The sequence below is a fragment of the Paenibacillus sp. plas6 genome, from assembly GCF_057221655.1.
Window position 1 is genome coordinate 690,266 of sequence record NZ_CM170151.1, and the last position, 22,843, is coordinate 713,108.

Here is a 22,843-nt window from a genome sequence, read left to right on the forward strand (position 1 = left end):
CATTTGCAAGCTTGCAAAGATATTATGTGCAACAAAAGCAATACTATACATCGACCTCATGTTTTTTTACTTTTACGATTTTTTTCTAGGAGAATACGAACATGCCAAAATATTTATCATTACTGTTTTCCATAATCGGGGTTTTATGTTTAAGTGCTATGGCAATCTCAATTGCTCACAGCTTTTTATGGGTGGTCATTTGGGGGGTGCTATATGTCGTCATTGTAGGAACAGGATTTATGGTGAAGCGGAAATTTAACAAAAAAGCAAGTGTTAGACAGATTCCACCTCAAGAGGAGTAGTTAACTAAGCTCTTTCTGTCGAGTAATGAGCTTATATTCCAAGTTGACATATTATAATTAGACTCATATAAAACACTGGCTGACCAGCCTTTATGATTGCTCTTTACAGTGAAATCATACAATATTTCCCCGTGGGTCCAATTACGCTTTAACTTAAGAGCTTCAATAGCTAATTTTCTAAAGCTGCGTACTTGCTCAAGTGTAAGACCAGATTGCCCAGCAACAACTTTATTATCTTTCAAATGGATAGGATGATGCTTAATGCCAAACTTTCCAATATTGTTATTGCGAACTTGAAGCAAGATAGTACCAGCAATTGCACCTATCAACTCATTTTCAAGCTGTTGAAATACAAATTCAACTTGTCTTGCCAACGGTATTTCTTTCACTATATCTTCTCCTTTCACATCATGAACTAACTCACTATCTAATGTAAATATAACTATTAACTACAAACGTTTCACCGTAATTATTCTAGGAAAAAACTCACAATTTCATTGATATTTTTCGCAATTTATTAGTATTTCACGCAAAATCTACCATTATCCTACTGGATACATATGAGTAAATTTGCCTATAATTTCATAGACCAAGAAATGATGCAGTGTTATAATATGGATATTATTGAAAAAGGAGCGCTTTCTATGGAAAAATTAACGCAGTGGTTCAATTCATTATCTGTGAAAAAGAAGCTAATGTTTGTCACTTATGTAAACTTAGCTATCCTAACGGTCTTCGTATTAGTATTTTCCTTAATTGTTGGTCAGTATACGATGATCATCCTCATATTGGCCTTAGTAGCTGCGGGGATCGCATACCCAATCGTTAGTTTTACTGAAAACGCAATTACCTCTTCCTTTGACGAAATTCGTCTTGCTGCTACGCGAATTGCTAAAGGAGACTTTACGCAAACAATTGATGTTGAAGCAACAAATGCAGGAGAACTTGGTCATACATTTAATAGCATGGTTCAAAAGCTGCGTGATATTTTATCTGAGACTATGAATATTACTCGCCATGTTGCTGATACAAGCCGCAGCATATTTGATAAAAATAACAGTATTCAACAAACTATGGAACAAGTTGCTATCTCTGCAAATGAGCTTGCTACTGGTGCAAATTCGATTTCTGAAGATGTGGCAAGTATGAGTGAAGCAATTAATGAAATTGAACATCAAGTTGCAAACTATGCAAACTCAACAAAGGAAATGAATGTTCGCTCTGAGCACGCCCTTGAGTTGGTTAATAAAGGTAGAGTTGCCCTTGATACACAAAGTGTAGGTATGAATCGCAACATTGAAGCTACAGAGCAAGTTGCCATAACGATTAAAGATCTAGCTGAAAAAGCAAAAGGCATTAGTGCCGTTACAAAAGCGATCTCTGAAATTGCTGAACAAACAAATTTGCTATCACTTAATGCTTCAATTGAAGCTGCACGCGCTGGCGAGCATGGTCGAGGTTTCGCTGTCGTTGCTCAAGAGGTGCGTAAGCTGGCAGAAGAATCATCTGCTTCTACAAAAGAAGTATTCAATCTCGTAAAAAGTATTGAAAAAGGAATTCAAAATTCACTTGAACATATGAAAATTAACGAAGAAGTTGTAAGTATGCAAGCTGAGCATATACGTGAAACAGAAGAGATATTTAATCAAATTGTGGAAAGCATCCAATTTATCGGTGAACAAATTTATCAGTTCTCTAAAGAAAGTGAAGTTATGCTGGCAAATGCTAAAAATATAACGGCTGCGGTACAAAATATTTCAGCTATTACAGAGCAATCTGCTGCAGGAACAGAGCAAGTATCAGCTTCAATGAATGAGCAAATTCCATCTGTGCAAGCAGTTGTTGCTGAAACTGAGAAAATGCTCAATATGGCAACTCAATTGCAACGTACAATTCAAGTATTTAAGTTAAAATAATGGATAATAATAAAAGGAGGTTCAAGTCATCAGTAAAATGCTGATGGCTTGAACCTCCCTTTTTGTGCTTGTGTGTGCTTGGGTGTGCTTCGGAATAACAATCTTCTCGTCGCTTTTTGGCTTTATATTAACACTCTTCTTCATCGCTAAGCAGATACTTATTTAATAGATTTGTATTATACACATCAGCTTTAAAGGAGACTCACATTGTTGATCAGAGCGTTATTCCTGCGCTGGAGCCTTTTAGCTTTTCAACAAAGCTTGATTGTGGCGGGCTTTAGAGCTATCAACTCTTTTCCAACCTTATTGTCTTCAATTATGGGTTTCTCTATCTCCCAATCTGTCTTTTCTAACCTTTTGTATACTACTTAATTAACCAATAAAGAGTTGAACCCATTTTCCGTTAACGAATCCTACGCCAAGCTTTGTATAGTTCGCATTTAGAATATTTGCACGATGGCCTGAGCTATTCATCCAATCCTTCATTACTTGCTCAGCTGAACGTTGACCAGACGCTATGTTTTCACCAGCAGTACGATATGAAACTCCAAATGTTTTTAACATGTCAAATGGTGAGCCATAAGTTGGCGATGTATGACTGAAATAGTTGTTATCGTCCATGTCTTTCGCTTTTGCAGTCGCTACTTCATTTAATTTTGTATCAAGTTGCAAAGCGTTAAGTCCCGCTGCAGCACGCTGTTGATTAACAAGTGTTAAAATTTCCTTTTGAACTTCTGTTGCCTCAACAGAAGTTGTTGGAGCTGCTGTTGGCGCTACTGTTGCTGTTGGTGTTGCTGTCGGTTTCACTGTCGGTGCTGCAGTTGCTGTTGGTGTTGCTGTTGGTTTCACTGTTGGTGCTGCAGTTGCTGTTGGTGTTGCTGTCGGTTTCACTGTCGGTGCTACAGTTGCTGTTGGTGTTGCTGTCGGTTTCACTGTTGGCGCTGCAGTTGCTGTTGGTGTTGCTGTCGGTTTCGCTGTCGGTGCTACTGTTGGTGTTACTGTTGCCGTTGGCTTTACTATAGGTAGAGAAGCATTAGGCATCTTCACAGTTAATTGACCTTGAGAAAAATATAATTGAAACGGTCCTGCTTCTACAGTAAAAGTGGAATCCTTTGAAAACAATTCTAACTTATCTACTATTTTCTGAATAACTATTGATTGTTGAGGAAAGCTAAGTTTAACTTCCTCCTTAGATTGAGCATTAACAGGAGCTACTAGACCATATGTAGTAATTATGGAAGATGCAGCTATTACAGCTAAGCTCTTTTTCAAAGTGTTCTTTGGCATAATTTAACCAGCCTCCTACATTTTTGTGTTTACTTGCTGTCTAACAAATCTGCTGAGCAGTTAAATTAGCAGCAGCTAGTCATTGATTTATCTTTTAACACTAGCTTCTCTATCATCCTAGCATTGCTATATGGGCTTGACATGCTATAATATTTACCAACATAAAAATGTAAGCGCTTAACTAATTGATTTGACAGCATTATTAGAATCTATTCATTCTGCAGCCTTCTTTCTTATTAAAAATTAATTTACTATTTTACAACTTAGCCTAACCAGAGCTTAATAGATTCCTCCTCTTTTCATACTTACCTTCCAAACTCCAAAAAATGTTGTTCAATAAATCAAAATTTTTCGACAAAAGATCTATTTACATAAATTCAAAAAATTTGTATCATTGAGCTAATCGTTTGCAATAAAATTTCGCGTTATATTTTTAAATTGAAATTATATTTCAAAATAAAATGTTTGCGTTTTCTATTGCTAAGCGGATCAAAAACTAGTGAGGGAGATGTGACAAAGTGTATCAACAAGTAAAACGTATTTGTATTGCTTTATTATGCTTTCTAGTTGTTTCTTCTAGTTTTTCGTTTCACTTTTTTTATGAAAGGGCATCAGCTGAATCTAGTTCGACAACGTGGCGGGTCATATTTGAGGATTTTGAAGATATGTCCGATATGTTGGGAACTAAATCTGTGCAAACTAGCGATGTTACGTTAGAAAAAGTAGACAGACCTTCTCCTGTTGTACATGGCCAATATGCAGCAAAGCTGGAATACAATTTTCTTGGAATAAATGGAACAGCGGCTGCTTATGCTAGATTTTTAGATGAAAATGGTAATACAGGCCGTCCAATTGACGGGAAACCTGTTGAATTTGGATTTTGGTTTTACGGAGCAAGTAATAACACTTGGCTTAGAGCACAATTTCAAGGCAAAGACGCTTCTGGCACCACAATAAAACCTGTTGTCGATATTACAACTACAACAACAAAGATTGATGGCTGGCAATACTTAACAGCATCCGTACCATCAACTCTAGTTTCAGATTTAAAATTAGATTTTATTTACTACATTGAAAATAATGTTAAAACATCAGGAGTTTTATATATCGATCAAGTTTCTATGCTCTATCAAACTAATACAATTAAAGAGCTTGATTGGCATAACGTTCGCGACTTAACCATTGGTGAATCAATTACACCAAAGCTAAGCATTACGAAAAAAAATGATAAACAGCCTACCTTTTTAACTCCAACAGAAGTGCAGATTACAAGCAGCAATGAGCAGGTAATATCAGTTAATAACGATGGCTCGATTACCGCACTAGAAGAAGGATCTGCCATACTAACTGCACACTATAATGGTTTAGCAACTACTAAGACCATACATGTCGTTTCAACAACAATAGCACCTACATCAATAACAATTGATGGTCCTCAATCATTAGTACCTACCGAATCAAGCAGTATAAACGTTTATGCAAATTATCCAAATGGACAAATCGTAGATGTTACAAGCGATGCTAATATTACTTCAAGCGATCCTAATATCGTCATCATTACAGATCAAAGCAATATAACAGGTGTAAGCTATGGAACAGCAGATATTATTGCTACATATCCAACTCATTTAGGGGAATTAACAGCCTCGTATCAATTAAAAGTTCAGCCTGGCGAACTTCGCTCAATAGCGTTTAGATCTACTATATTTGCCTCTGTCGGCGAACCACAGGTTGAAGCAACAATTGTTGGAACATATCGGATTGAAGGCGAACGAGATATTACTGACGGCGTAACATACTCTATTGATAACACTGAAATTGCAACAATTGATAATGAAACTGGTGAAATTACACCACTAAAAGGAGGAGTGACGACTATTACAGCACGATATCAAGGTATGCAAACTAGTACGAGCTTAGTCGTTACAGAACCAATTGGTCCAGTTAAACGCGAGCTGCGCGGTGCATGGATTTCAACAGTTGAAAATATTGACTGGCCTGCTAAAGATGATTTTGATCCTGAATCACAACGCCAAGATTTTATTGAATTGTTAGATAATCTTAAATCTGCAGGCATCAATGCAGTATTTGTCCAAGTGCGACCAACAGCAGATTCCTTTTTCCCTTCGACTAAGTTTCCTTGGTCACATTGGTTAACGGGCGAACAAGGTAAAGCTCCAGCAGATAATTATGATCCATTAGCTTTTATGATTGAAGAGGCACATAAACGAAATATAGAGTTCCATGCTTGGATCAATCCATTCCGCATTGCGATGCATACTAATCTAAATGCTCTCGCGGATGGTCATATTGCTAAGCAAAATCAAAACTGGGTCGTTGCGTATGAAGGAAAGCTATACTTTAATCCTGGAATTGAAGAAGCACGTAATTATATTATCGAATCAATTGAGGAAATTGTAGAAAACTATGATGTTGACGGAATCCATATGGATGATTATTTCTATCCGTATCCTTCTTCAGTGCCGTTTCCAGATTCACAACAATATAGTGAATATCAAAATAATGGCGGAACAATGTCACTAGAAGATTGGCGCAGAAACAATGTTAATATCGTTGTTTCAGGCTTGTACCAAACTATTAAAAATTCAAAGGATTATGTGAAGTTTGGCATAAGTCCATTTGGAATTTGGAAAAATGTATCCTCTGATCCAACGGGCTCAAAAACCAATGGGCTGGAAAGCTACAAATCAGTTTATGCTGATACACGCAAATGGATTCAAGAAGGATGGGTCGATTATATTGCACCACAAATTTATTGGCATTTTGGTTATTCAGCAGCCGCATATGATGTACTGGTCGATTGGTGGATGAATGAGGTGAAAACTCAAGCGTTAACACATGATGTGCATTTATATGTTGGTCACGCAGCTTATAAGGTAGGAACGGCAAATTGGGAATCACCTGAGCAATTACCTGCACAGCTTAAATTTATTCAAAATCAAGATGGTCGAGTATCTGGTAGTATTCTATTTAGTTCAAATCATTTTTTAAGTAATCCGCTTGGTATTTTAGATGAAATTAAAGCTTTATATGCAAATCAAGCACTTATCCCTGTTATGCCATGGATTGGAAGCAACACTCCAAATGCAGTTAGTGATGAAGCAATTGAAAATGTAAGTGACGGAATTAAATTGATCTGGACGGATAATAACGTTGAAAGTGATTCTACGTATTATGCAATTTATCGTACTACAAGTTCAGAAGCTGTTGATACTAGCAATGTAAGTCAGCTTATTGCTAAGGTGAGAAGAACAACCGATGATGTGCAAAGCTATGTTGATGAAACAGTAATTATAGGTGAAACCTACAATTATGTTATTACTGCAGTGTCTCGTTTGCATGTTGAAAGTGCAGCAAGCTCTTTATTGACGTTAATGGCTGATGAAGTAATTGCACCAACGCCTACACCGGAACCGTCATCATCGCCGGAGCCTTCAGCTACACCAGAACCGTCGGCTACACCGGAACCGTCAACAACACCGGAGCCTTCAACATCGCCTGAACCTTCGGCTACACCAGAACCGTCGGCTACACCGGAACCATCAACAACACCGGAGCCTTCAACATCGCCGGAGCCTTCAGCTACGCCTGAACCTTCAGCTACACCGGAGCCTTCAGCTATGCCTGAACCTTCGGCTACGCCGGAGCCTTCAGCTACGCCAGAGCCTTCGGCTACACCGGAGCCTTCAACATCGCCGGAGCCTTCAGCTACACCGGAGCCTTCAGCTATGCCTGAACCTTCGGCTACGCCGACGGCTAAACCGACATCGACACCTAGACCAGCACCGGCACCAACAGCAATACCTGTGCCTACAATAACACCTTCGCCGTCACCAACGCCATCGCCAACACCAACAATACCAGGTGATGAGCAAGAAGTTGATATTGCTGAAAACTATACAGATTTGCCGGCAAATCACTGGGCTGCTGAATATTTAAAAGTTACTGTAAACAAAAAAATAATTAACGGATATCCAGATGGAACTTTAAAGCCAGATCAAGCGATGACACGGGCTGAATTTACTACAGCATTATATCGCTTAGGATTAATAAATCAAAAATCCGGTACGAATAACTTTAAAGACATTAATCCAGATGCATGGTACGCCGAAGCAGTATTAAGTTTTGCAAATAATAAGCTCATATTAGGCTATAGTGATGGCACATTTAGACCAAATCAAACTCTAACACGAGAAGAAGCATTTGTTATTTTATATCGTCTGTTTGAACCTGTACTAACGATTCATTCTGAGGGAGTACTTTCCTTTACAGATATGAACGAAGTCTCAAGTTGGGCAAGAGAAGCCACTTCCATTCTAGCAGCTAATGGCATTATTAGTGGAAATAACAACAATGCTATTTCTCCAAAAGATTATATTACTCGAGCTGAAATTGCTAAAATGATTGCTTTAATCTTGCAAAAATCTTAGTCAATTACAACACAAACATTAGGCTGACTATCTAATTCAGTTTTAATCCTCTTTACAGAAAAGGGGGAGATGAGAAAAGTTTGCTTTTCTCAATCTCCCCTTTGATTTGTGTTCGCACAAAATAATATTGATGTAGTGTCGGATCTCTATATGTAAATCCATAATTTATTATACTTTTTTACCTAATATGATGAGATCATATTTTTTTCCATCCATTTTAGCAACTTCAGGCAAATGAGCCCATTTTTCAAACCCAACACTTGAAAATAAGCGCAGACTAGGTTCGTTATGAGCAAATATAAAACCTAATATCGTATCAATATCAAAATTTGGACATTGCTGCAAAACCTTATTTATTATTTTTTTCCCAAGTCCCTTCCCTCTATAATTTTCATGCAGATAAATGCTGATTTCCGCAGTTGCATCATAAGCTGGTCTTCCGTAAAAAGATTGCAAACTTACCCAGCCGCAAATGTTACCCTCACATTCTACCATCCAAAGTGGTCGCTTTTCTGGACTATGGGCATTAAACCAATCGATTCGATCATTTACTGTTACAAATTCAGTGTCTGCAGTTACCATTCTGCTTAATATGGTTGAATTATATATTTCAACAATAAGCGGCAAATCATCCATTTCAGCCTTTCGCAGTGTAATTGTATCTATCATCAAAACCATCCTTTATCTTTAGTAAAAATGATATATAAATGGTATATTATCTTTTATCTAATTTGCAAGAATATGGGTCTTGCTCAGCTAAATGTAATAAAATTTAATGTAATAAAAATATCCAGCCACCTTGAGGCAACTGGATATATCGAATAAATAATTAAGTTTTAATACGAGGTTGGACAATGCGTTTTATATTTATTAGCTTTTCCACCCATCTTTCAATGACCATTGATCGTACCATTTAATTGTAACTTTCCCATCTCTATCAATCTTAAGCGGCAACCAAATATAGCGTGACTTCCCTAAATCATCAGGAGTCCAGCGATCGCCCATATAAATATACTTTCCATTCTTCTCATCTATCGGCAGTACAAAAGTACTTTGCGAATGAAATGTCGTCTGATCCTCATCACCTACACATGGATCCCCTTGTACTGTGTAATCCCCTAATGGTTCATTTGCTACTGCATATTCTGCTTGGTTTGGTGCCCATCCTGTACAAGCTGATGAGATAATATAATATTTTCCTTGATGCTTAAATGGTGTTGGAGCTTCGCGCATTTGACGAATAAATTGCCGTGACCATACTTGACCGAGATGTTTAGCTTGACACTGTGGACGAATTCGCGAGGAGTCCTCTGGTAAGTCAACCCAAGTATAATCAGCGTTCAAGCGAACAATATATAGCGTCCAATTTCCTTCTGAGGCATACATAACATATGCATCATTAACACCATCCCCATTACTATCAACATCATCAACAAACAAATGCATATCGTGAAATGAGTTTCCAAGCTCCTGTTCGTTGGTGTGTTGATCAAAGCCTTCTTCAGGCTGGAATAGCACAGGCCTGTCATAAAATAAAAATGTAAATGGTCCTGTCGGACTGTCACTTATTGCTACGCAGCTTATTGTTGTATTGACTTGCGTCCCCGCCTAGCAGTGTCGTTTCAATTTTTATCCCTAAATTTTCTACACCCCAACGTGTCAATACGTTATCATTCAGACTTTCGCCTTCTAAATATTTACCGGCATTTTCATCTAACTGTTTCCCGATAGTAATTGTAATTGTTGGATCATATTTTCCATTGACTAGCTTGCTGCCAGAATTTTGCGAGCCTGCATTGCTAGAACTACTTCCACTACTGTTCGTGTCACTACAACCTGCTATCAAACTAGTCATTAATGCTGCTGTCAAAATAATCGTTGCTGCTTTTTTCATATAAATTCCCCTTTTCTAAAATACGTATTGTAAAAACTTTATATATATAATTGAGGGTTTTCCTTGATATATAAGTCTCGGAAAGCAAAAAACTTGCCACCCCCATAGTTTTAGGTTAAAAGTAAGGTTACCACACCGAACACTTAATCCCAAACAACTAGGAAGTGACAAGTTTGTATCCTCAATTATTAACCTATTTACTTGAATTTATCAAGTACCAAGATCAAATTATTAAAACTTTACTTACTCTTCTTATCGGTAAAAACATGTTTGATAAACCTAAAGAAGAGCCAATCAATAAACCATATCGTAAGCTTCAGGTGGATGATCTTCCGATCAACGAAACTCTTCAGAAGCTTGATTATCGAATCCTTCTAACAGAATACCTAGAGAAAAACGGTAAACATCTAAAGCCTGTTCAAAGGCGTTTGAATGCAAAGACGACTGTACCTAAATCTATGAACTGTCCGAAGTGTGGTGCTCCATCGGATTATCTTTATGCCAATAATGGGGGCAAAGGACAGTATCAATGTAAGGTATGTTCCTGTCTGTTTAATGATAAGAGCCGCTATTTGAAAGAGGCCATTTTAAAGTGTCCTCATTGTTCTAAGACTCTTGAAAAAATCAAAGAGCGAAAAGACTTTAACGTGTTCAAGTGTAAAAATAATGATTGTCCCTATTACCAAAAGAAACTAAATGGTATGTCTTCGAAAGAGAAGAGACAGTTTAAAAAAGATCCTCAATCCTTTAAGTTAAGATACATTTTCCGGCAGTTTCACATCGATTTTCAGCCATTGTCTAAGTCTTCCCCCAAAAAGCCCAAGGTTGATTTATCCAGGCTGTATGCGTCGCCACATACTTTGGGGCTCATTTTAACCTATCATGTCAACTATGGACTTTCGGCCCGTAAAACAGCTGCACTCATGAAAGATGTACATGGGGTAAGCATATCGCATCAAAGTATTTTAAATTATGAGAATGCAGTTGCCCTAATACTTAAGCCTTACGTAGATTATTATCCCTACGAACTTTCTGACCAGTTCTGTGGAGACGAAACCTACATCAAGGTGAATGGGCGTTGGCATTACTTGTTTTTCTTCTTTGATGCGGTAAAAAAGATTATTTTGTCTTACCCAGTATCGCCAAATCGGGATACAGTGTCAGCAATCCGTGCCATTGATGATGTCTTAATGAAACTGAAAGAGATTCCTAAAGATCTTACATTTGTGGTGGATGGCAATCCGATTTATCTCTTAGCTCAGCACTTTTTCGCTCAACACGATATTCAGTTCGACATCAAGCAGGTTATTGGACTTACCAATGAAGATCCTGTGTCAACGGAGTATAGGCATCTCAAACAAGTTATCGAAAGACTAAATCGCACATTTAAAGGCAATTATCGTTCAACACACGGGTTTGGATCCGAACAAGGATCTGTTTCTTTTGTGACCCTGTTTGTAGCTTACTTTAACTTTTTAAGGCCTCATTCTGCATTAGAAGGTAAGGTGCCAGTGCTTAATCCAGAGTTACTGCAGCTCCCGAATATGCCTGCGAGATGGACTAAACTGATCGCTTTAGCACAACAATGGATTAACGAACAACAACCAGCCTAACTTTTTGGTTTAGCAGAGCCCGAAGTAAAAACGAGCAATCGGCGGAGCGAACTCTTGACAAACCGAACTAGCCAATGGTTTAAAATGGAAAAACCAAGGGCTATTTAGCATGCCTTCTTTTTGTCCCCGTCGCCCTTGTTAAAGTAGAGTCAAACCATTGGCGTGTTTGTCAAGAGCGATTGCGTGGCCTTTCCACCCAACAAATGGGAGACGACCCGAACACCTATTGAGTTTTCATAGAACTTTTGACACTACCCTAAAATATATTTTTACTCTTTTACTGCTCCAAGCACAATCCCTTTAACAAAATAACGCTGTAAAAACGGATAGATAGCAATAATTGGCAGAGTACTAATAAAGATTTGCGCAGCTTTTACACTTTGTTCAGCCATCGCTTCTACTTCCGATTGACTCATCGCCATGCTTTGTGCATTAGTTTGCACGACTACCGTTTGCAAGAAAGATGCTAGAGGATAGTCAGCAGGATCAGACATATAGAGCAGTCCATCAAACCAGGAATTCCAATGACCAACCATTATAAATAAAGCAACAGTAGCCAAGCCTGGTAGAGATAATGGCAAATAAATACTGCGAAAGATTACAAAGAAAGAGGCTCCATCTATAAATGCTGCTTCTTCCAATACTTTTGGAATAGTACGGAAAAAGTTCATCAATAGGATTAAGTTATAAGCACCAAATGCACCTGGTAAAATTAAAGCCCATATCGTGCCCTTTAATCCAAGGCTTGATACCAAAATATAAGAAGGGATTAATCCACCATTAAACAACATTGTGAATACGAAAATCCACATAATTGTTGTACGACCACGAAAATCTTTTGATAGCGCATACCCAGCCGTCGTTAGTATGGTCATGCTAAGTAAAGTACCTAGCACTGTTCGTATTACCGAAATAAGCATGGAACCTGTAAAGTTTGAATTTTTGAAGGTCGTTACATAGGCATTCGTATTAAAGCCAACTGGCCAAAATGATACTAGATTGCCTGTAATAGCGGCCTTGCTGCTAAATGATTGTGCTAATAAATGCAGCAGCGGTAAAAAACAGGAAAGCGCAGCTGCTATTAATAGTACATAATTAAATACCGAGAAAATTTTATATCCTTTTGTTTTATGGTACATTTCGACTCCGCCTTTCTAAAAGATTCTGTAATTGGCTAACTTGTAGGCAAGCCGATACGCGATAACAATTAAGACGAAGCTTACAACCGACTTGAACAAACCAACTGCTGTACCAAAACCGTACTGTCCATTTAAGAGCGAGGAACGATATACATAAGTATCAATAATATCACCTGTGCTATAGACAAGCGGATTGTACAAGTTGAAAATTTGGTCAAATCCTGCATCTAGCACGCTGCCAAGATTTAAGGTAGCAACAACTATAATCATTGGCATCATCGAAGGCAGTGTAACATGCCAGATTTGTTGACGACGTGTTGCGCCGTCAATTTCCGCTGCTTCATAATAAGAAGGATCTATCCCAGCAATCGTAGCCAAGTATACAATCATTCCAAAGCCGAAGTTTTTCCACAAATCACTGACAACAATCGTACTGCGAAATATTGATGGATCACCAAGGAAGAAAATTGGCTCATTGCCAAATATGTTAGAAATAATTTTATTTACTCCACCATCAAGAGCTAAAATATCAATCATCATACCTGCAACTGTAACCCAGGATAAAAAATGTGGTAAATAAACTAATGTCTGAATACTTTTCTTAATACCTGTGTTACGAACTTCATTCAGTAAAATCGCCATAATAATGGGAACGATAATTCCCACAATAATTTTCGATATAGCAATGATAAGCGTATTAATAATCGCTTGTACTGCCCCTTCATATTCAAATATCCGCTTAAAGTTATCCAGCCCGATCCAGTTTGAGCCTGTTATTCCAAGCCAAGGTTTATAATCTTGAAACGCCATTACTAAACCAACCATTGGCCCATAAGCGAAAATTATGACAAATACTAGAGATGGGATGCAAAGTAAATACAGCGGCCAGTTCTTTTTAATTTCCTTACTCCAAGGTTGCTTTGCTGCTTTGCTTGGCTTCTTACTCATTCTCTTTTTTTCTCTAGTGGTATCTGCGATAGTAGCGATAGTAACCCCCTCCTGTCTGACTGTTTGTTTACGTGCTTTTCTGTTCATTAATGTTTGTTATAGTGTGTTGGTGTTTCCTGTTGTTTACGTTTTCATCATAACAAATAGCGCTTTCACTAAGAAATGCCACAAAATTAATCTCATAGCCACAACCTAAACTAGTTTGGCATCGCTTTCATTTTTTCGTTGTTAATAACTTTTTCTTTTTTTATGATAAAATGTATCAACTAGTTTTTTAATTAAGCCCTGAAAGAGGATGACGACATGATAAGAAATGTTACGATGAAACGCTTTATCTATTTCTTTATTTTTTTCCTCTTACTTACATTAAGCTTGTTTTATATTATGAATAAACTAAGCTCCAACACTGTGGAACAAAGCTTGATTCATGCGTCGAAGGAGCAAGTTCAATATACGAATAGTATTGTTGAAGGTATTATTGCTGAAGCCAGCTTGTACGGCACACAATTTGCTTCTGACAATGAGGTGCGCTTTTTCAAAAATCAAATATTAGAATTAAATGACTACGATTACCAAATGAAGAAAAACAGAATTCGCGATGAGATGAAAGATGTGCTTATTTCTAGTCAATCGATCCAATCGATCGGGATATATTGGAAAAATGATGATACATATATTACTACAATGAATGATGCTTCAGCTAAATCATTGTTTCAGTCTGTTAATGAGCGAGGCTGGCGTGTTCTAAACAATTCACTATACTATTTTTCTGTATATCCCTTTATTTACCAAAATAGCGAGGATTTTGACGTGGAATATATCGTGGGCGTTCAGCTAAAAACGGATTACTTAAAAAATTTGCTGCAGAATGCGATTAGCGGAGAAAATTCCAATGCGTACTTTTGGATTAATAAGGAGCTATTGTGGAGTAATGCGAAGGTTGATGAAAGCATTATAGATTTAGTTCAGTTTAATACTACTAATAATACGGATACATCAATTCTAAAATTTGATTATCATTCACGCTCTGGTGATTATTATATTCTTACTCAGTTTATCCCGAGCATTAATAGTTATTTAGTTTCTTATACTCGTATGAGCGACGTATTACAGCCGCTTGAATATAATCGTCAACTTTTTGTAATTAGTATCGCAGCAATTCTTATTGTAGGTTTATATGTCATTTATATGTTTTACCGCAATTTTTACCGTAATGTTAATTTGCTGCAAAAAAAGTTTTTACACGTTGAAAATGGTAACTATGGAACGAGAATTACACATCAAACGAAAAATGAGTTCTCTACTTTATTTAATAGTTTCAATGGGATGGTTGCAAAAATTCAAAGCTTGTTTGCCTCTCTGAAAATTGAAACCGAGCTGCGGCGAAATGCTGAACTGAAGCAACTGCAGGCGCAAATCAATCCGCATTTCTTATATAATAGTTTATTTTTTATTACGACGGTGGCAAAAACTTCACCAGATGCGGTAATTCAAATGAGCAAGCATCTTGCCCAATATTATCGTTATATGACCAAGTTGGATAAAGAAGATGTAACATTAGCGTCTGAACTAAAGCTTGCTGAGCATTACTTAGCAATTATGGCTTTAAGCAAGCAACTTAACTATCAAATTCTACTTCCAACTGATTTAGAAAATGTGATGATAAAGCCTCTTATTATTCAACCAATTGTAGAAAATGCAATTCAGCATGGCATTGAAGAGCGTCAAGGTGCTTATCGCATAAATATTACTGTTGAACGAACAGAAAGCGGTATTCAAATAACCGTTGCCGATGATGGTAAAGGATTGAATGAAACGGAGTTAACGTTATTAGCAAATCGCATTAATTATGTTACTCCTAGCGGAGGTAAACGAGGAATTGGTTTATGGAATATTAATCAACGCTTGAAAAACCTCTATAGTGCAAATAGCGGCTTGAAATTTGAAATAAATGACTGGGGTGGCTTATCTGTCATCGTTAATATTGAATTCCAGCAAATAGGAGGGCAACATGAAATTACTTATCGTGGATGATGGGCATTATGTAGTTGAATACTTGAAGCATTTATTAGATTGGAAGAGCTATGGAATCAATCAAATTCAAACGTCAACGAATTCTATTGAAGCAAAGCAAATTCTAGATGCTAACGAGATAGATATTTTAATTACCGATATTCGGATGCCTGAAGTATCTGGAATCGACTTACTTGAACATATTCATCTTCATCATTTAAAGACTAAGGTTATCTTTTTATCAGGGTACTCTCAATTTGATTATGCGCAAAAAGGAATTCGCTTAGGAGTATTAGATTATTTGCTTAAACCAGTAGACAAAGAAGATATGGAAAAAGCTATTTCTCAAGCCATTAAAGCGATTGATGCACAGCCGAAATATAATACGATATGTTGGGAGCAATTTGATGGACCAAGCTTTTTACTTTCAATATTATGTGAAGAGTCTGTTATACTAGCAAAGCAATATGAAACGAATATACAAGAACTTAATCGTGAACATTTTTGCTTTTTTTCGTTAGAGAACTATCAAAATATTGATGAAGCACTCATTCTTGATCATAATGATGGCTTAAACTGCTTTATTTGGCGTACAGAATCAATGCTAACAGGGTTAATTCGCATAAATGCTGCAAAATTGCTTGCAGAGAAAATAAGCTCGTTAAAAATTTCGAGTGAATTCCAATTATGTCATAAGCATAGTGTGCGTCTCCATTTTTATCAGTTTTTTTATGCTGAAACTATAAACTTAAACGATTTTGAGCAGTTTCAAAATATGCTGCAGCTTCCAAGCTTTATTGAAATAGAAAGCTTTCGCAAGCAAATTTATAAAAAATATAATCAATTTACTGAAAACAAATATAAACTCATTTTTATTACGGAGCTTCTTGGTTACTTATATAAGTCTAGTGACTCACTAGATAAAACTTCTTTAGTCCATTGGATGCTTCAAGGATTAAAACAGCCAGATGACACGCTGCAAAGCATCCTTTTTGCCTTTGCTCAGCTAGATAAAAACCGAATGATGTCAAATGAGCATACGATAAGACTGGTTAGGGAATATATCGATAGCCATTTAGAGAGTGGCTTAAGCTTAGAAGAGCTAGGAGACTACGTTCATTTGCATCCTGTCTATTTATCTAAATTATATAAGCAGGAAACAGGTGAAAATCTATCTGCGTATATCGCTACCAAAAGGTTAGACAAAGCAACAAAGCTGCTTGAACAATCAAATTTGCATATCGTCGATATATCGCAAATGGTGGGCTATAAAAAAACTCAGTATTTTATTAAGTTATTTAAAGAGAAATATGGAGTTACACCGCAACAGTATCGCAAGCAACATCGGCATTCCTAATAATCAAACATATAAAAAGCGTCATTTCACCATTAGCAACGGTAAAATGACGCCTTTTAATGTTATGGAGTTACTTTAACAATTTGACCTGTCGCTTGAGATTCGAACGCTTTAAGAATAACCTTTAAGGATGCTCTGCCTTCTTCTCCAGTAACAGCTGGCACTGTATCATTCAAAATAGAGTCTACAAATTTATCAATTACTCCGCTAGATACTTGTTTTTCATTTGTAGAAATTTCACCTGGCTGATATTTATTGACTGTGCCGTCACGAAGCTCGACAATCACTTGATCGACTGGATCTGTACATAGCTTCATTACACCATTTTCACACCATAGCACTGTGCTGTTGTCCTCACCTTTGTAATATGTCCAGCTTGCAACAAGTGTACCGATTGCACCTGACTTCATCCGTAAAATACAGTTTGCATTATCGTCGATCTCTGTATCTTTTTTATCTAGTGTTCCAACAAATGCAGCTACTTCAGCTACTTCATCATCTAGCAACCAACGAATTAGGTCAGATTTGTGTACACCAAGATCGCCCATTGCCCCCATAATTGCTTCCTCTTTGCGGAAGAACCAACTGTTAGCACCATCAACACTCCATGCATCAGGTCCAGGATGACCGAAAGAAGTACGGAAGGTTAACACTTTTCCTAGCACGCCTGATTGAAGAATTTCTTTCCCCTTTTCATGTGGCGGCATAAAGCGTTGGTTATGACCTACCATTAGCTTTACATTGTTTGCTTTCGCAGCTTCGATCATCGCAGCAGCTTCCTCATCTGTAACAGCCATTGGCTTCTCAACCAATACATGAGCACCAGCATTTGCTGCTGCAATTGTCATTTCAGCATGCAAATAGTTCGGTGTACATACACTAACTGCATCTGGCTTCACTGCGGCAAGCATTTCTTTATAGTCGGCAAATGCTTGAGCGCCATATTGTTCAGCAAATTGCTGCGCACGCTCGATTACTGGATCAACAAATGCCACAAGTTCAACTGCTTCATTTGCAGCATACTCTGGAATATGACGATGCTTAGAAATAGATCCGCATCCGATTACTGCTACTTTTAGCTTAGACATTCAACATCTCTCCTTAATCAAAATATAGATTTTATGATGATTAAAATTGATTCAAATAGTTTTGTTTAAGCCAATTAAAGCTTGTTGCTACACATTCTAGTGGTGGATTTACACAGGAATCCTGCTCAACAATGATCCACTCGGCACCAGCATCAGACGCTGCCTTAATAATATCGTTTAATGGCAGACAGCCTTCACCAAGTTCAACAGTATCTATCATTTTTTCTGGATCGCGACTTTCCTGCAAATAGTCTTTTAAATGAACAAGCGGTAATCTTCCAGCATATTTACCGATATACGCCACAGGATCAATATTTGAATATTGCACCCAGCCAATATCTAGCTCCGGCTTAATATGCTGAGCCGGAATCGTATCAAATAGTACCTCGAACACCATTTTGCCATCGATTAAAGTTGAAAATTCAAATTCATGGTTGTGATAGAGCAGTTCAATTCCTTGCTCGCTGCAAGTTTTACCAATTACAGCAAGATCCTTTAAGTGTTGCTGCCAAGCCTCAACACTGCGGTCTTCAGGAGCTAGCCAAGGGCATATTGCATACTTAGCACCAATCGCTTTTAAATAATCAATTTCAGCCTGTAAATTATTTTTTAAATTGCTAAGTTGAATATGGCTGCCAATCGCCTTTATGCCTAGCTCGTCTAGTAACGCTTTCATTCTATCAGCTGGAATATCACCGTAACCGGCAAATTCCACTCCCTCATATCCTAATTCTGCAACATGACGTAATGTTCCTTCAAAATCTGCAGCAAGTTGATCACGCAACGTATATAATTGTAGCCCGATACCCATTCTTTTCATAGTTTCTTCACTCCTTTACCTTAATCTAAATCACTGTTTTATTTTGTTCTGCTGTGTATTAGTATAGCGCATACATTATTTCAAAAACATTTAGCTAATTAGCTAAAACTTATGCGATTTTGTCATTATGGCTATCAGGCGGCTGCTTTTTTCGCCTGATAGCCTGCTAACCAATGCAGCATTGGAAAAACAATGAAGTAGATAAATAGAAGTCTAAACATTTGAAAGACAGTAACCACCGATGCATCGACCTTGAGCGCAGCAGCAATAAGACTCATTTGATCCATCCCGCCTGCAGCCGTACTTAAAAAGCTTGTTACAACGTCCAGATGCAGCAGCTCACTTAGCAGCAATCCGCAACAATAGCTAAAGCCAAGTAATATGAGACAGCTTGCCAGTCCAGTAACAATCACCTTCCATGGCAGCTTAATCATTTCTGGCTTAAGCAAAAGTCCGATATAAGAACCTATTGCAATTTGCGCAATATGTAGCAAGACATCAGGTATCGCCAACTCCATAACGCCGAGCAAACTTATTACAATCCCAACTGTAACAGGAGCAAGAAAATAAGCTACGGGAAGCTTTATTTTTTGCGCACAAATAGCTGCAATTGCTGCTATTAGAAGATAAACAGCAAGTTGCCAAATTGGCGTTGAAGCAGTTTCAGCCTCCGCTACATTTAGCTTGCCGCTGACGATAAACGGAACTACGCTAACTATAGAAAGTACACGAATCACTTGAAAATAAGTAACCGATGCTAAATCAATTCCCGTTTGCTCTTCGGCAAAGGTAACTGATTGCGATAGTCCTCCTGGAATACTTGAAGTTAATGCCGTCATAAATGACATTCCCGTAATTCTCATTGTAAGAATTGAAAGCAGGAAGCAAAACATGATTAAAATAACGTTTAGCAGCAGCATATAGAGCACATAATGTCCCATATTTGCAAAAGCATTAACCGTAAATGAGCAGCCAATCGCTGAACCTAAAATAACTAGCGCACCGTTTCTAATCCCTTTTGGCATTGCCCAATTCGCCGCCCCTTTAATTGTTAACTGAGACAGTGTAACTGCAAAAATTGAGCCTAACAGCCATGGCATAGGCAAATGAAGCAATTGAAAAATGATAATGCCGATACATGCAACTGCCAGCACTTTAATCGACATCAGCGTTGTTGTTTTAATTTTGTTAAGCGATGGAGTATACACTAATGAAGCACTTCCTTAAATGAATTTGCTTAAACGCTAGTAATCCGTGCGAAGATTCTTCTATTTAAGTATAACAGCTGATCTCCATACTTTACCAATAAAATCCGCTGGAGACTTTGGTTGCTTCGGAACTTAATCGTCTTCCACCCGCTTTTTAAAGTCCACTGCTTAAGTTTTTGCTGTTTGTTGCATTAGCGCTTCTTTAATCATTACAAAAGCTCTCCGTTCCTTTGATTTTGGAACAAAGAGCTTTTGCGGCAGTAACTCATTACGCCTTATTAACAGAGTCTTCTATCTTTACCTACCCATAACATTTAGTTTTAGCCAAGCAGAAGCTTAAAGCTTGCTTCGCCTATTGCCGGCAGCGAAAGTACGCCATCCTGTAAATCTCCTGATATTCCTTCTACTCCAGTAATTATCTCCTCGCCTTTTGCAACGAGTGATAATGGTTTAGCTGCCCCCTTCAATGTAACTAGAAGGCTGTCGCCATGGCGAGCAACAGTTGCCTCCAGTTGTGCCTGACCATTTATATTACGCACTATAGTGCTGGTACTAGCGCCATCGAGAATATTATGCAATTGCAATTGCACTCCATCGGCATAATCGTAATCTGGACGATTCTCATTTGCACCAATCGCTAAAATGGTATTTTCCCGTACAAAAAGCGGCAAGCTCATAAAATCATATACCTCTGTCCGCCAACTTCCGCCCTGTACAGTTTCTCCTGTTAGAAGATGATTCCATTTTCCGCTTGGCAAATAGTAAGTCACTTCTCCTTCCTCTGTAAAGATCGGTGCGACTAATAACGATTCGCCAAGCATATATTGACGATCAAGATGCTCTGCTGCAGGGTCGCCATAAAATTCCAGCACCATCGCTCGCATCATTGGCAGCCCCTGTTCATTTGCTTGAACTGCTGCATTAAACAAATATGGCATTAGTGAGCATTTTAATTTAGTGAATTTACGTGTTACATCAACGGACTCTTGATCATAGTCCCAAGGCACACGATACGATCTGGAGCCATGCAAGCGGCTATGACTGGATAACAAACCAAACTGCAGCCAGCGCTTAAATACATGACTAGGCGCGGTATTTTCAAAGCCGCCAATATCATGACTCCAGAAGCCAAAGCCAGATAGACCTAACGATAAGCCGCCTCGCAGACTTTCTGCCATTGATTCATAATCAGCATAGCAATCTCCGCCCCAATGTACAGGGAAGCGTTGTCCGCCTGCTGTAGCTGAACGTGCAAAAACCGCTGCTTCATTTGCTCCTAGCTTTTCCTCTAAAACGCCAAAGACGCATTTATTGTACAGATGAGTATAATAGTTATGCATTTTGTATGGATCTGATCCATCGAAATAAACAACGTCTGTTGGAATTCGTTCACCAAAATCAGTTTTGAAGCTGTCTACCCCCATATCGACTAACGCTCGTAAATAGGAGGCATACCATTCACAGGCAGCTGGATTCGTAAAGTCAACAAGTGCCATACCTGGCTGCCATAAATCCCACTGCCATACATCACCGTTTGGCTTTTTCACTAAATAACCGTTCGCTTTCCCTTCTTCAAACAAACGTGAACGCTGAGCAATGTACGGATTAATCCATACGCAAATTTTTAAACCGCGCGCTTTAAGGCGAGTCAGCATGCCTTTTGGATCTGGGAAAACTCGCTCATCCCATTGAAAATCTGTCCAATGAAATTCCTTCATCCAGAAACAGTCGAAATGAAAAACATGCAGCGGTAAATCACGTTCTACCATTCCATCGACAAAGGAATTAACCGTTTGTTCATCATAATCCGTAGTGAATGAAGTGCTTAGCCATAATCCAAACGTCCAAGCTGGAGGCAACGCTGGGCGACCTGTAAGCTGTGTATATCGGTTCAACACTCCTTTTATATCAGGACCATCGATCACAAAATATTCTAAAGATTCACCTGCCACGCTAAATTGCACCTTTTTCACTTTTTCAGAGGCAACCTCAAGTGAGACAAGCTCTGGCTGGTTAATGAATACGCCGTAGCCCTTATTTGTTACATAGAACGGTATATTTTTGTATGCTTGCTCAGAGCTGGTACCTGCATCTTGATTCCAAATATCCACTGTTTGACCATTTTTCACAAACGCTGTGAAGCGTTCACCTAAGCCGTAAACCCATTCCCCTACGCCAAGATCAAGCTCCTCGCGCACATATGCTCGCTCCTTACCTTCACGAATATAAGCCATTGATTTTTGGGCGCTGCCTGTAAGACGTTTGCCATTTCGTAAGAAATCGACCTTCCATTCTGCTCCCTTGGCAATGCGTACAGTTAAGCTGCCGCTTGTTAGGGAAGCGTATTCATCATTTTCTTCAATAATCGCACCGCTATCCTTTTCAGCAAATAACTCAAATCGCGGTCCAGCATTACGTACACCTGCATGATGAATGATTTTTACACCAATTACGCCAGGCAGCGGAGAATGAAATTGAATAGTTAACAGCATGGTATCTAACATATTCGCACGAGATGCAATCGCTCGCGGTGCTGCATATGCCGTAAGTACACCATCCTTCACTTCAAAATCATGTGCCTGTACCGCTCCTTGAACATTAAATTGCTCATAAATTAGCCAGTTACCATTTTGAAACTTCATCTCAATAACCCATCCCTTCTATCAGTTCTATTAAATTGTTAAATACAACAACATCCAGTACCCTTCATTTATGCTATACTTGCATTATAGTGATTTATTTTTGTGCATTCTAACAGAATCATGCTAGAATATAGCACTATTTTGATGTTTCTTAAGGGGAGAACC

17 protein-coding genes are annotated in these 22,843 nt (G+C 38.2%); 6 read left to right on the forward strand and 11 right to left on the reverse strand.

Going from position 1 to position 22,843, the window contains the following annotated elements; genetic code table 11:
* Nucleotides 1-101: 101 nt before the first annotated feature.
* Nucleotides 102-302 carry a DUF5325 family protein gene (locus tag AC2TDL_RS03220; RefSeq protein WP_484698753.1) on the forward strand — a complete coding sequence of 67 codons (201 nt, stop codon included), beginning with the start codon at nt 102-104 and terminating at the stop codon, nt 300-302.
* On the opposite strand, the gene AC2TDL_RS03225 is transcribed toward AC2TDL_RS03220, so the two are convergent.
* Nucleotides 290-691: an O-methyltransferase gene (locus AC2TDL_RS03225; RefSeq protein WP_484698754.1), complete on the reverse strand. Its 402-nt coding sequence runs from the start codon at nt 689-691 to the stop codon at nt 290-292. The two genes, AC2TDL_RS03220 and AC2TDL_RS03225, sit on opposite strands and share 13 nt — an antisense overlap.
* Before the next feature lie 255 nt (nt 692-946).
* Here AC2TDL_RS03225 and AC2TDL_RS03230 point away from each other — a divergent pair, with 255 nt between their 5' ends.
* On the forward strand, nt 947-2,218 hold the full coding sequence (locus AC2TDL_RS03230; RefSeq protein ID WP_484698755.1) for a methyl-accepting chemotaxis protein: 1,272 nt from the start codon (nt 947-949) through the stop codon (nt 2,216-2,218).
* Between the two features lie 372 nt (nt 2,219-2,590).
* Here AC2TDL_RS03230 and AC2TDL_RS03235 read toward each other — a convergent pair whose 3' ends face one another.
* Complete coding sequence (locus AC2TDL_RS03235) at nt 2,591-3,505, reverse strand: CAP domain-containing protein (protein WP_484698756.1); 915 nt, start codon at nt 3,503-3,505, stop codon at nt 2,591-2,593.
* A gap of 518 nt (nt 3,506-4,023) precedes the next feature.
* Between AC2TDL_RS03235 and AC2TDL_RS03240 the strand changes: the two genes are divergently transcribed.
* Nucleotides 4,024-7,956 carry a family 10 glycosylhydrolase gene (locus AC2TDL_RS03240; RefSeq protein ID WP_484698757.1) on the forward strand — a complete coding sequence of 1,311 codons (3,933 nt, stop codon included), beginning with the start codon at nt 4,024-4,026 and terminating at the stop codon, nt 7,954-7,956.
* A 168-nt stretch (nt 7,957-8,124) separates the two neighbouring features.
* Here AC2TDL_RS03240 and AC2TDL_RS03245 read toward each other — a convergent pair whose 3' ends face one another.
* The 3 genes from AC2TDL_RS03245 to AC2TDL_RS03255 all read right to left on the reverse strand — a co-directional run bounded on the left by AC2TDL_RS03245 (nt 8,125) and on the right by AC2TDL_RS03255 (nt 9,850).
* Complete coding sequence (locus AC2TDL_RS03245) at nt 8,125-8,625, reverse strand: GNAT family N-acetyltransferase (protein ID WP_484698758.1); 501 nt, start codon at nt 8,623-8,625, stop codon at nt 8,125-8,127.
* Between the two features lie 201 nt (nt 8,626-8,826).
* Nucleotides 8,827-9,474 carry a glycoside hydrolase family protein gene (locus AC2TDL_RS03250; protein ID WP_484698759.1) on the reverse strand — a complete coding sequence of 216 codons (648 nt, stop codon included), beginning with the start codon at nt 9,472-9,474 and terminating at the stop codon, nt 8,827-8,829.
* A gap of 43 nt (nt 9,475-9,517) precedes the next feature.
* A complete protein-coding gene (locus tag AC2TDL_RS03255; RefSeq protein WP_484698760.1) occupies nt 9,518-9,850 on the reverse strand; it encodes a hypothetical protein in 333 nt (110 codons plus the stop codon).
* 173 nt (nt 9,851-10,023) lie between these two features.
* On the opposite strand from AC2TDL_RS03255, the gene AC2TDL_RS03260 reads away from it, so the two are divergent.
* Nucleotides 10,024-11,463: an IS6 family transposase gene (locus AC2TDL_RS03260; RefSeq protein ID WP_484696056.1), complete on the forward strand. Its 1,440-nt coding sequence runs from the start codon at nt 10,024-10,026 to the stop codon at nt 11,461-11,463.
* A gap of 269 nt (nt 11,464-11,732) precedes the next feature.
* Here the strand turns inward: AC2TDL_RS03260 and AC2TDL_RS03265 are convergent, their stop codons facing one another.
* The gene (locus tag AC2TDL_RS03265) at nt 11,733-12,602 is read right to left on the reverse strand and encodes a carbohydrate ABC transporter permease (RefSeq protein WP_484698762.1); all 870 of its coding nucleotides are present in this window, start codon (nt 12,600-12,602) and stop codon (nt 11,733-11,735) included.
* A 15-nt stretch (nt 12,603-12,617) separates the two neighbouring features.
* Nucleotides 12,618-13,550: an ABC transporter permease gene (locus tag AC2TDL_RS03270; RefSeq protein ID WP_484701026.1), complete on the reverse strand. Its 933-nt coding sequence runs from the start codon at nt 13,548-13,550 to the stop codon at nt 12,618-12,620.
* A gap of 303 nt (nt 13,551-13,853) precedes the next feature.
* Here AC2TDL_RS03270 and AC2TDL_RS03275 point away from each other — a divergent pair, with 303 nt between their 5' ends.
* Together AC2TDL_RS03275 and AC2TDL_RS03280 are read left to right on the forward strand one after the other, a co-directional pair.
* Nucleotides 13,854-15,584, forward strand: coding sequence for a sensor histidine kinase (locus AC2TDL_RS03275; RefSeq protein WP_484698763.1), 1,731 nt, complete (start codon nt 13,854-13,856; stop codon nt 15,582-15,584).
* A complete protein-coding gene (locus tag AC2TDL_RS03280) occupies nt 15,562-16,920 on the forward strand; it encodes a response regulator transcription factor (RefSeq protein ID WP_484698764.1) in 1,359 nt (452 codons plus the stop codon). The genes AC2TDL_RS03275 and AC2TDL_RS03280 overlap by 23 nt, the downstream gene beginning before the upstream one ends.
* A gap of 62 nt (nt 16,921-16,982) precedes the next feature.
* On the opposite strand, the gene AC2TDL_RS03285 is transcribed toward AC2TDL_RS03280, so the two are convergent.
* The 4 genes from AC2TDL_RS03285 to yicI form a co-directional block, all read right to left on the reverse strand.
* Nucleotides 16,983-18,008, reverse strand: a complete 1,026-nt coding sequence (locus AC2TDL_RS03285; RefSeq protein WP_484698765.1) for a Gfo/Idh/MocA family protein — start codon at nt 18,006-18,008, stop codon at nt 16,983-16,985.
* A gap of 40 nt (nt 18,009-18,048) precedes the next feature.
* Nucleotides 18,049-18,828: a sugar phosphate isomerase/epimerase family protein gene (locus tag AC2TDL_RS03290; RefSeq protein WP_484698766.1), complete on the reverse strand. Its 780-nt coding sequence runs from the start codon at nt 18,826-18,828 to the stop codon at nt 18,049-18,051.
* 134 nt (nt 18,829-18,962) lie between these two features.
* The gene (locus AC2TDL_RS03295; RefSeq protein ID WP_484698767.1) at nt 18,963-20,036 is read right to left on the reverse strand and encodes an AbrB family transcriptional regulator; all 1,074 of its coding nucleotides are present in this window, start codon (nt 20,034-20,036) and stop codon (nt 18,963-18,965) included.
* A 320-nt stretch (nt 20,037-20,356) separates the two neighbouring features.
* Nucleotides 20,357-22,678, reverse strand: a complete 2,322-nt coding sequence (gene yicI, locus AC2TDL_RS03300; RefSeq protein WP_484698768.1) for an alpha-xylosidase — start codon at nt 22,676-22,678, stop codon at nt 20,357-20,359.
* Nucleotides 22,679-22,843: the final 165 nt, after the last annotated feature.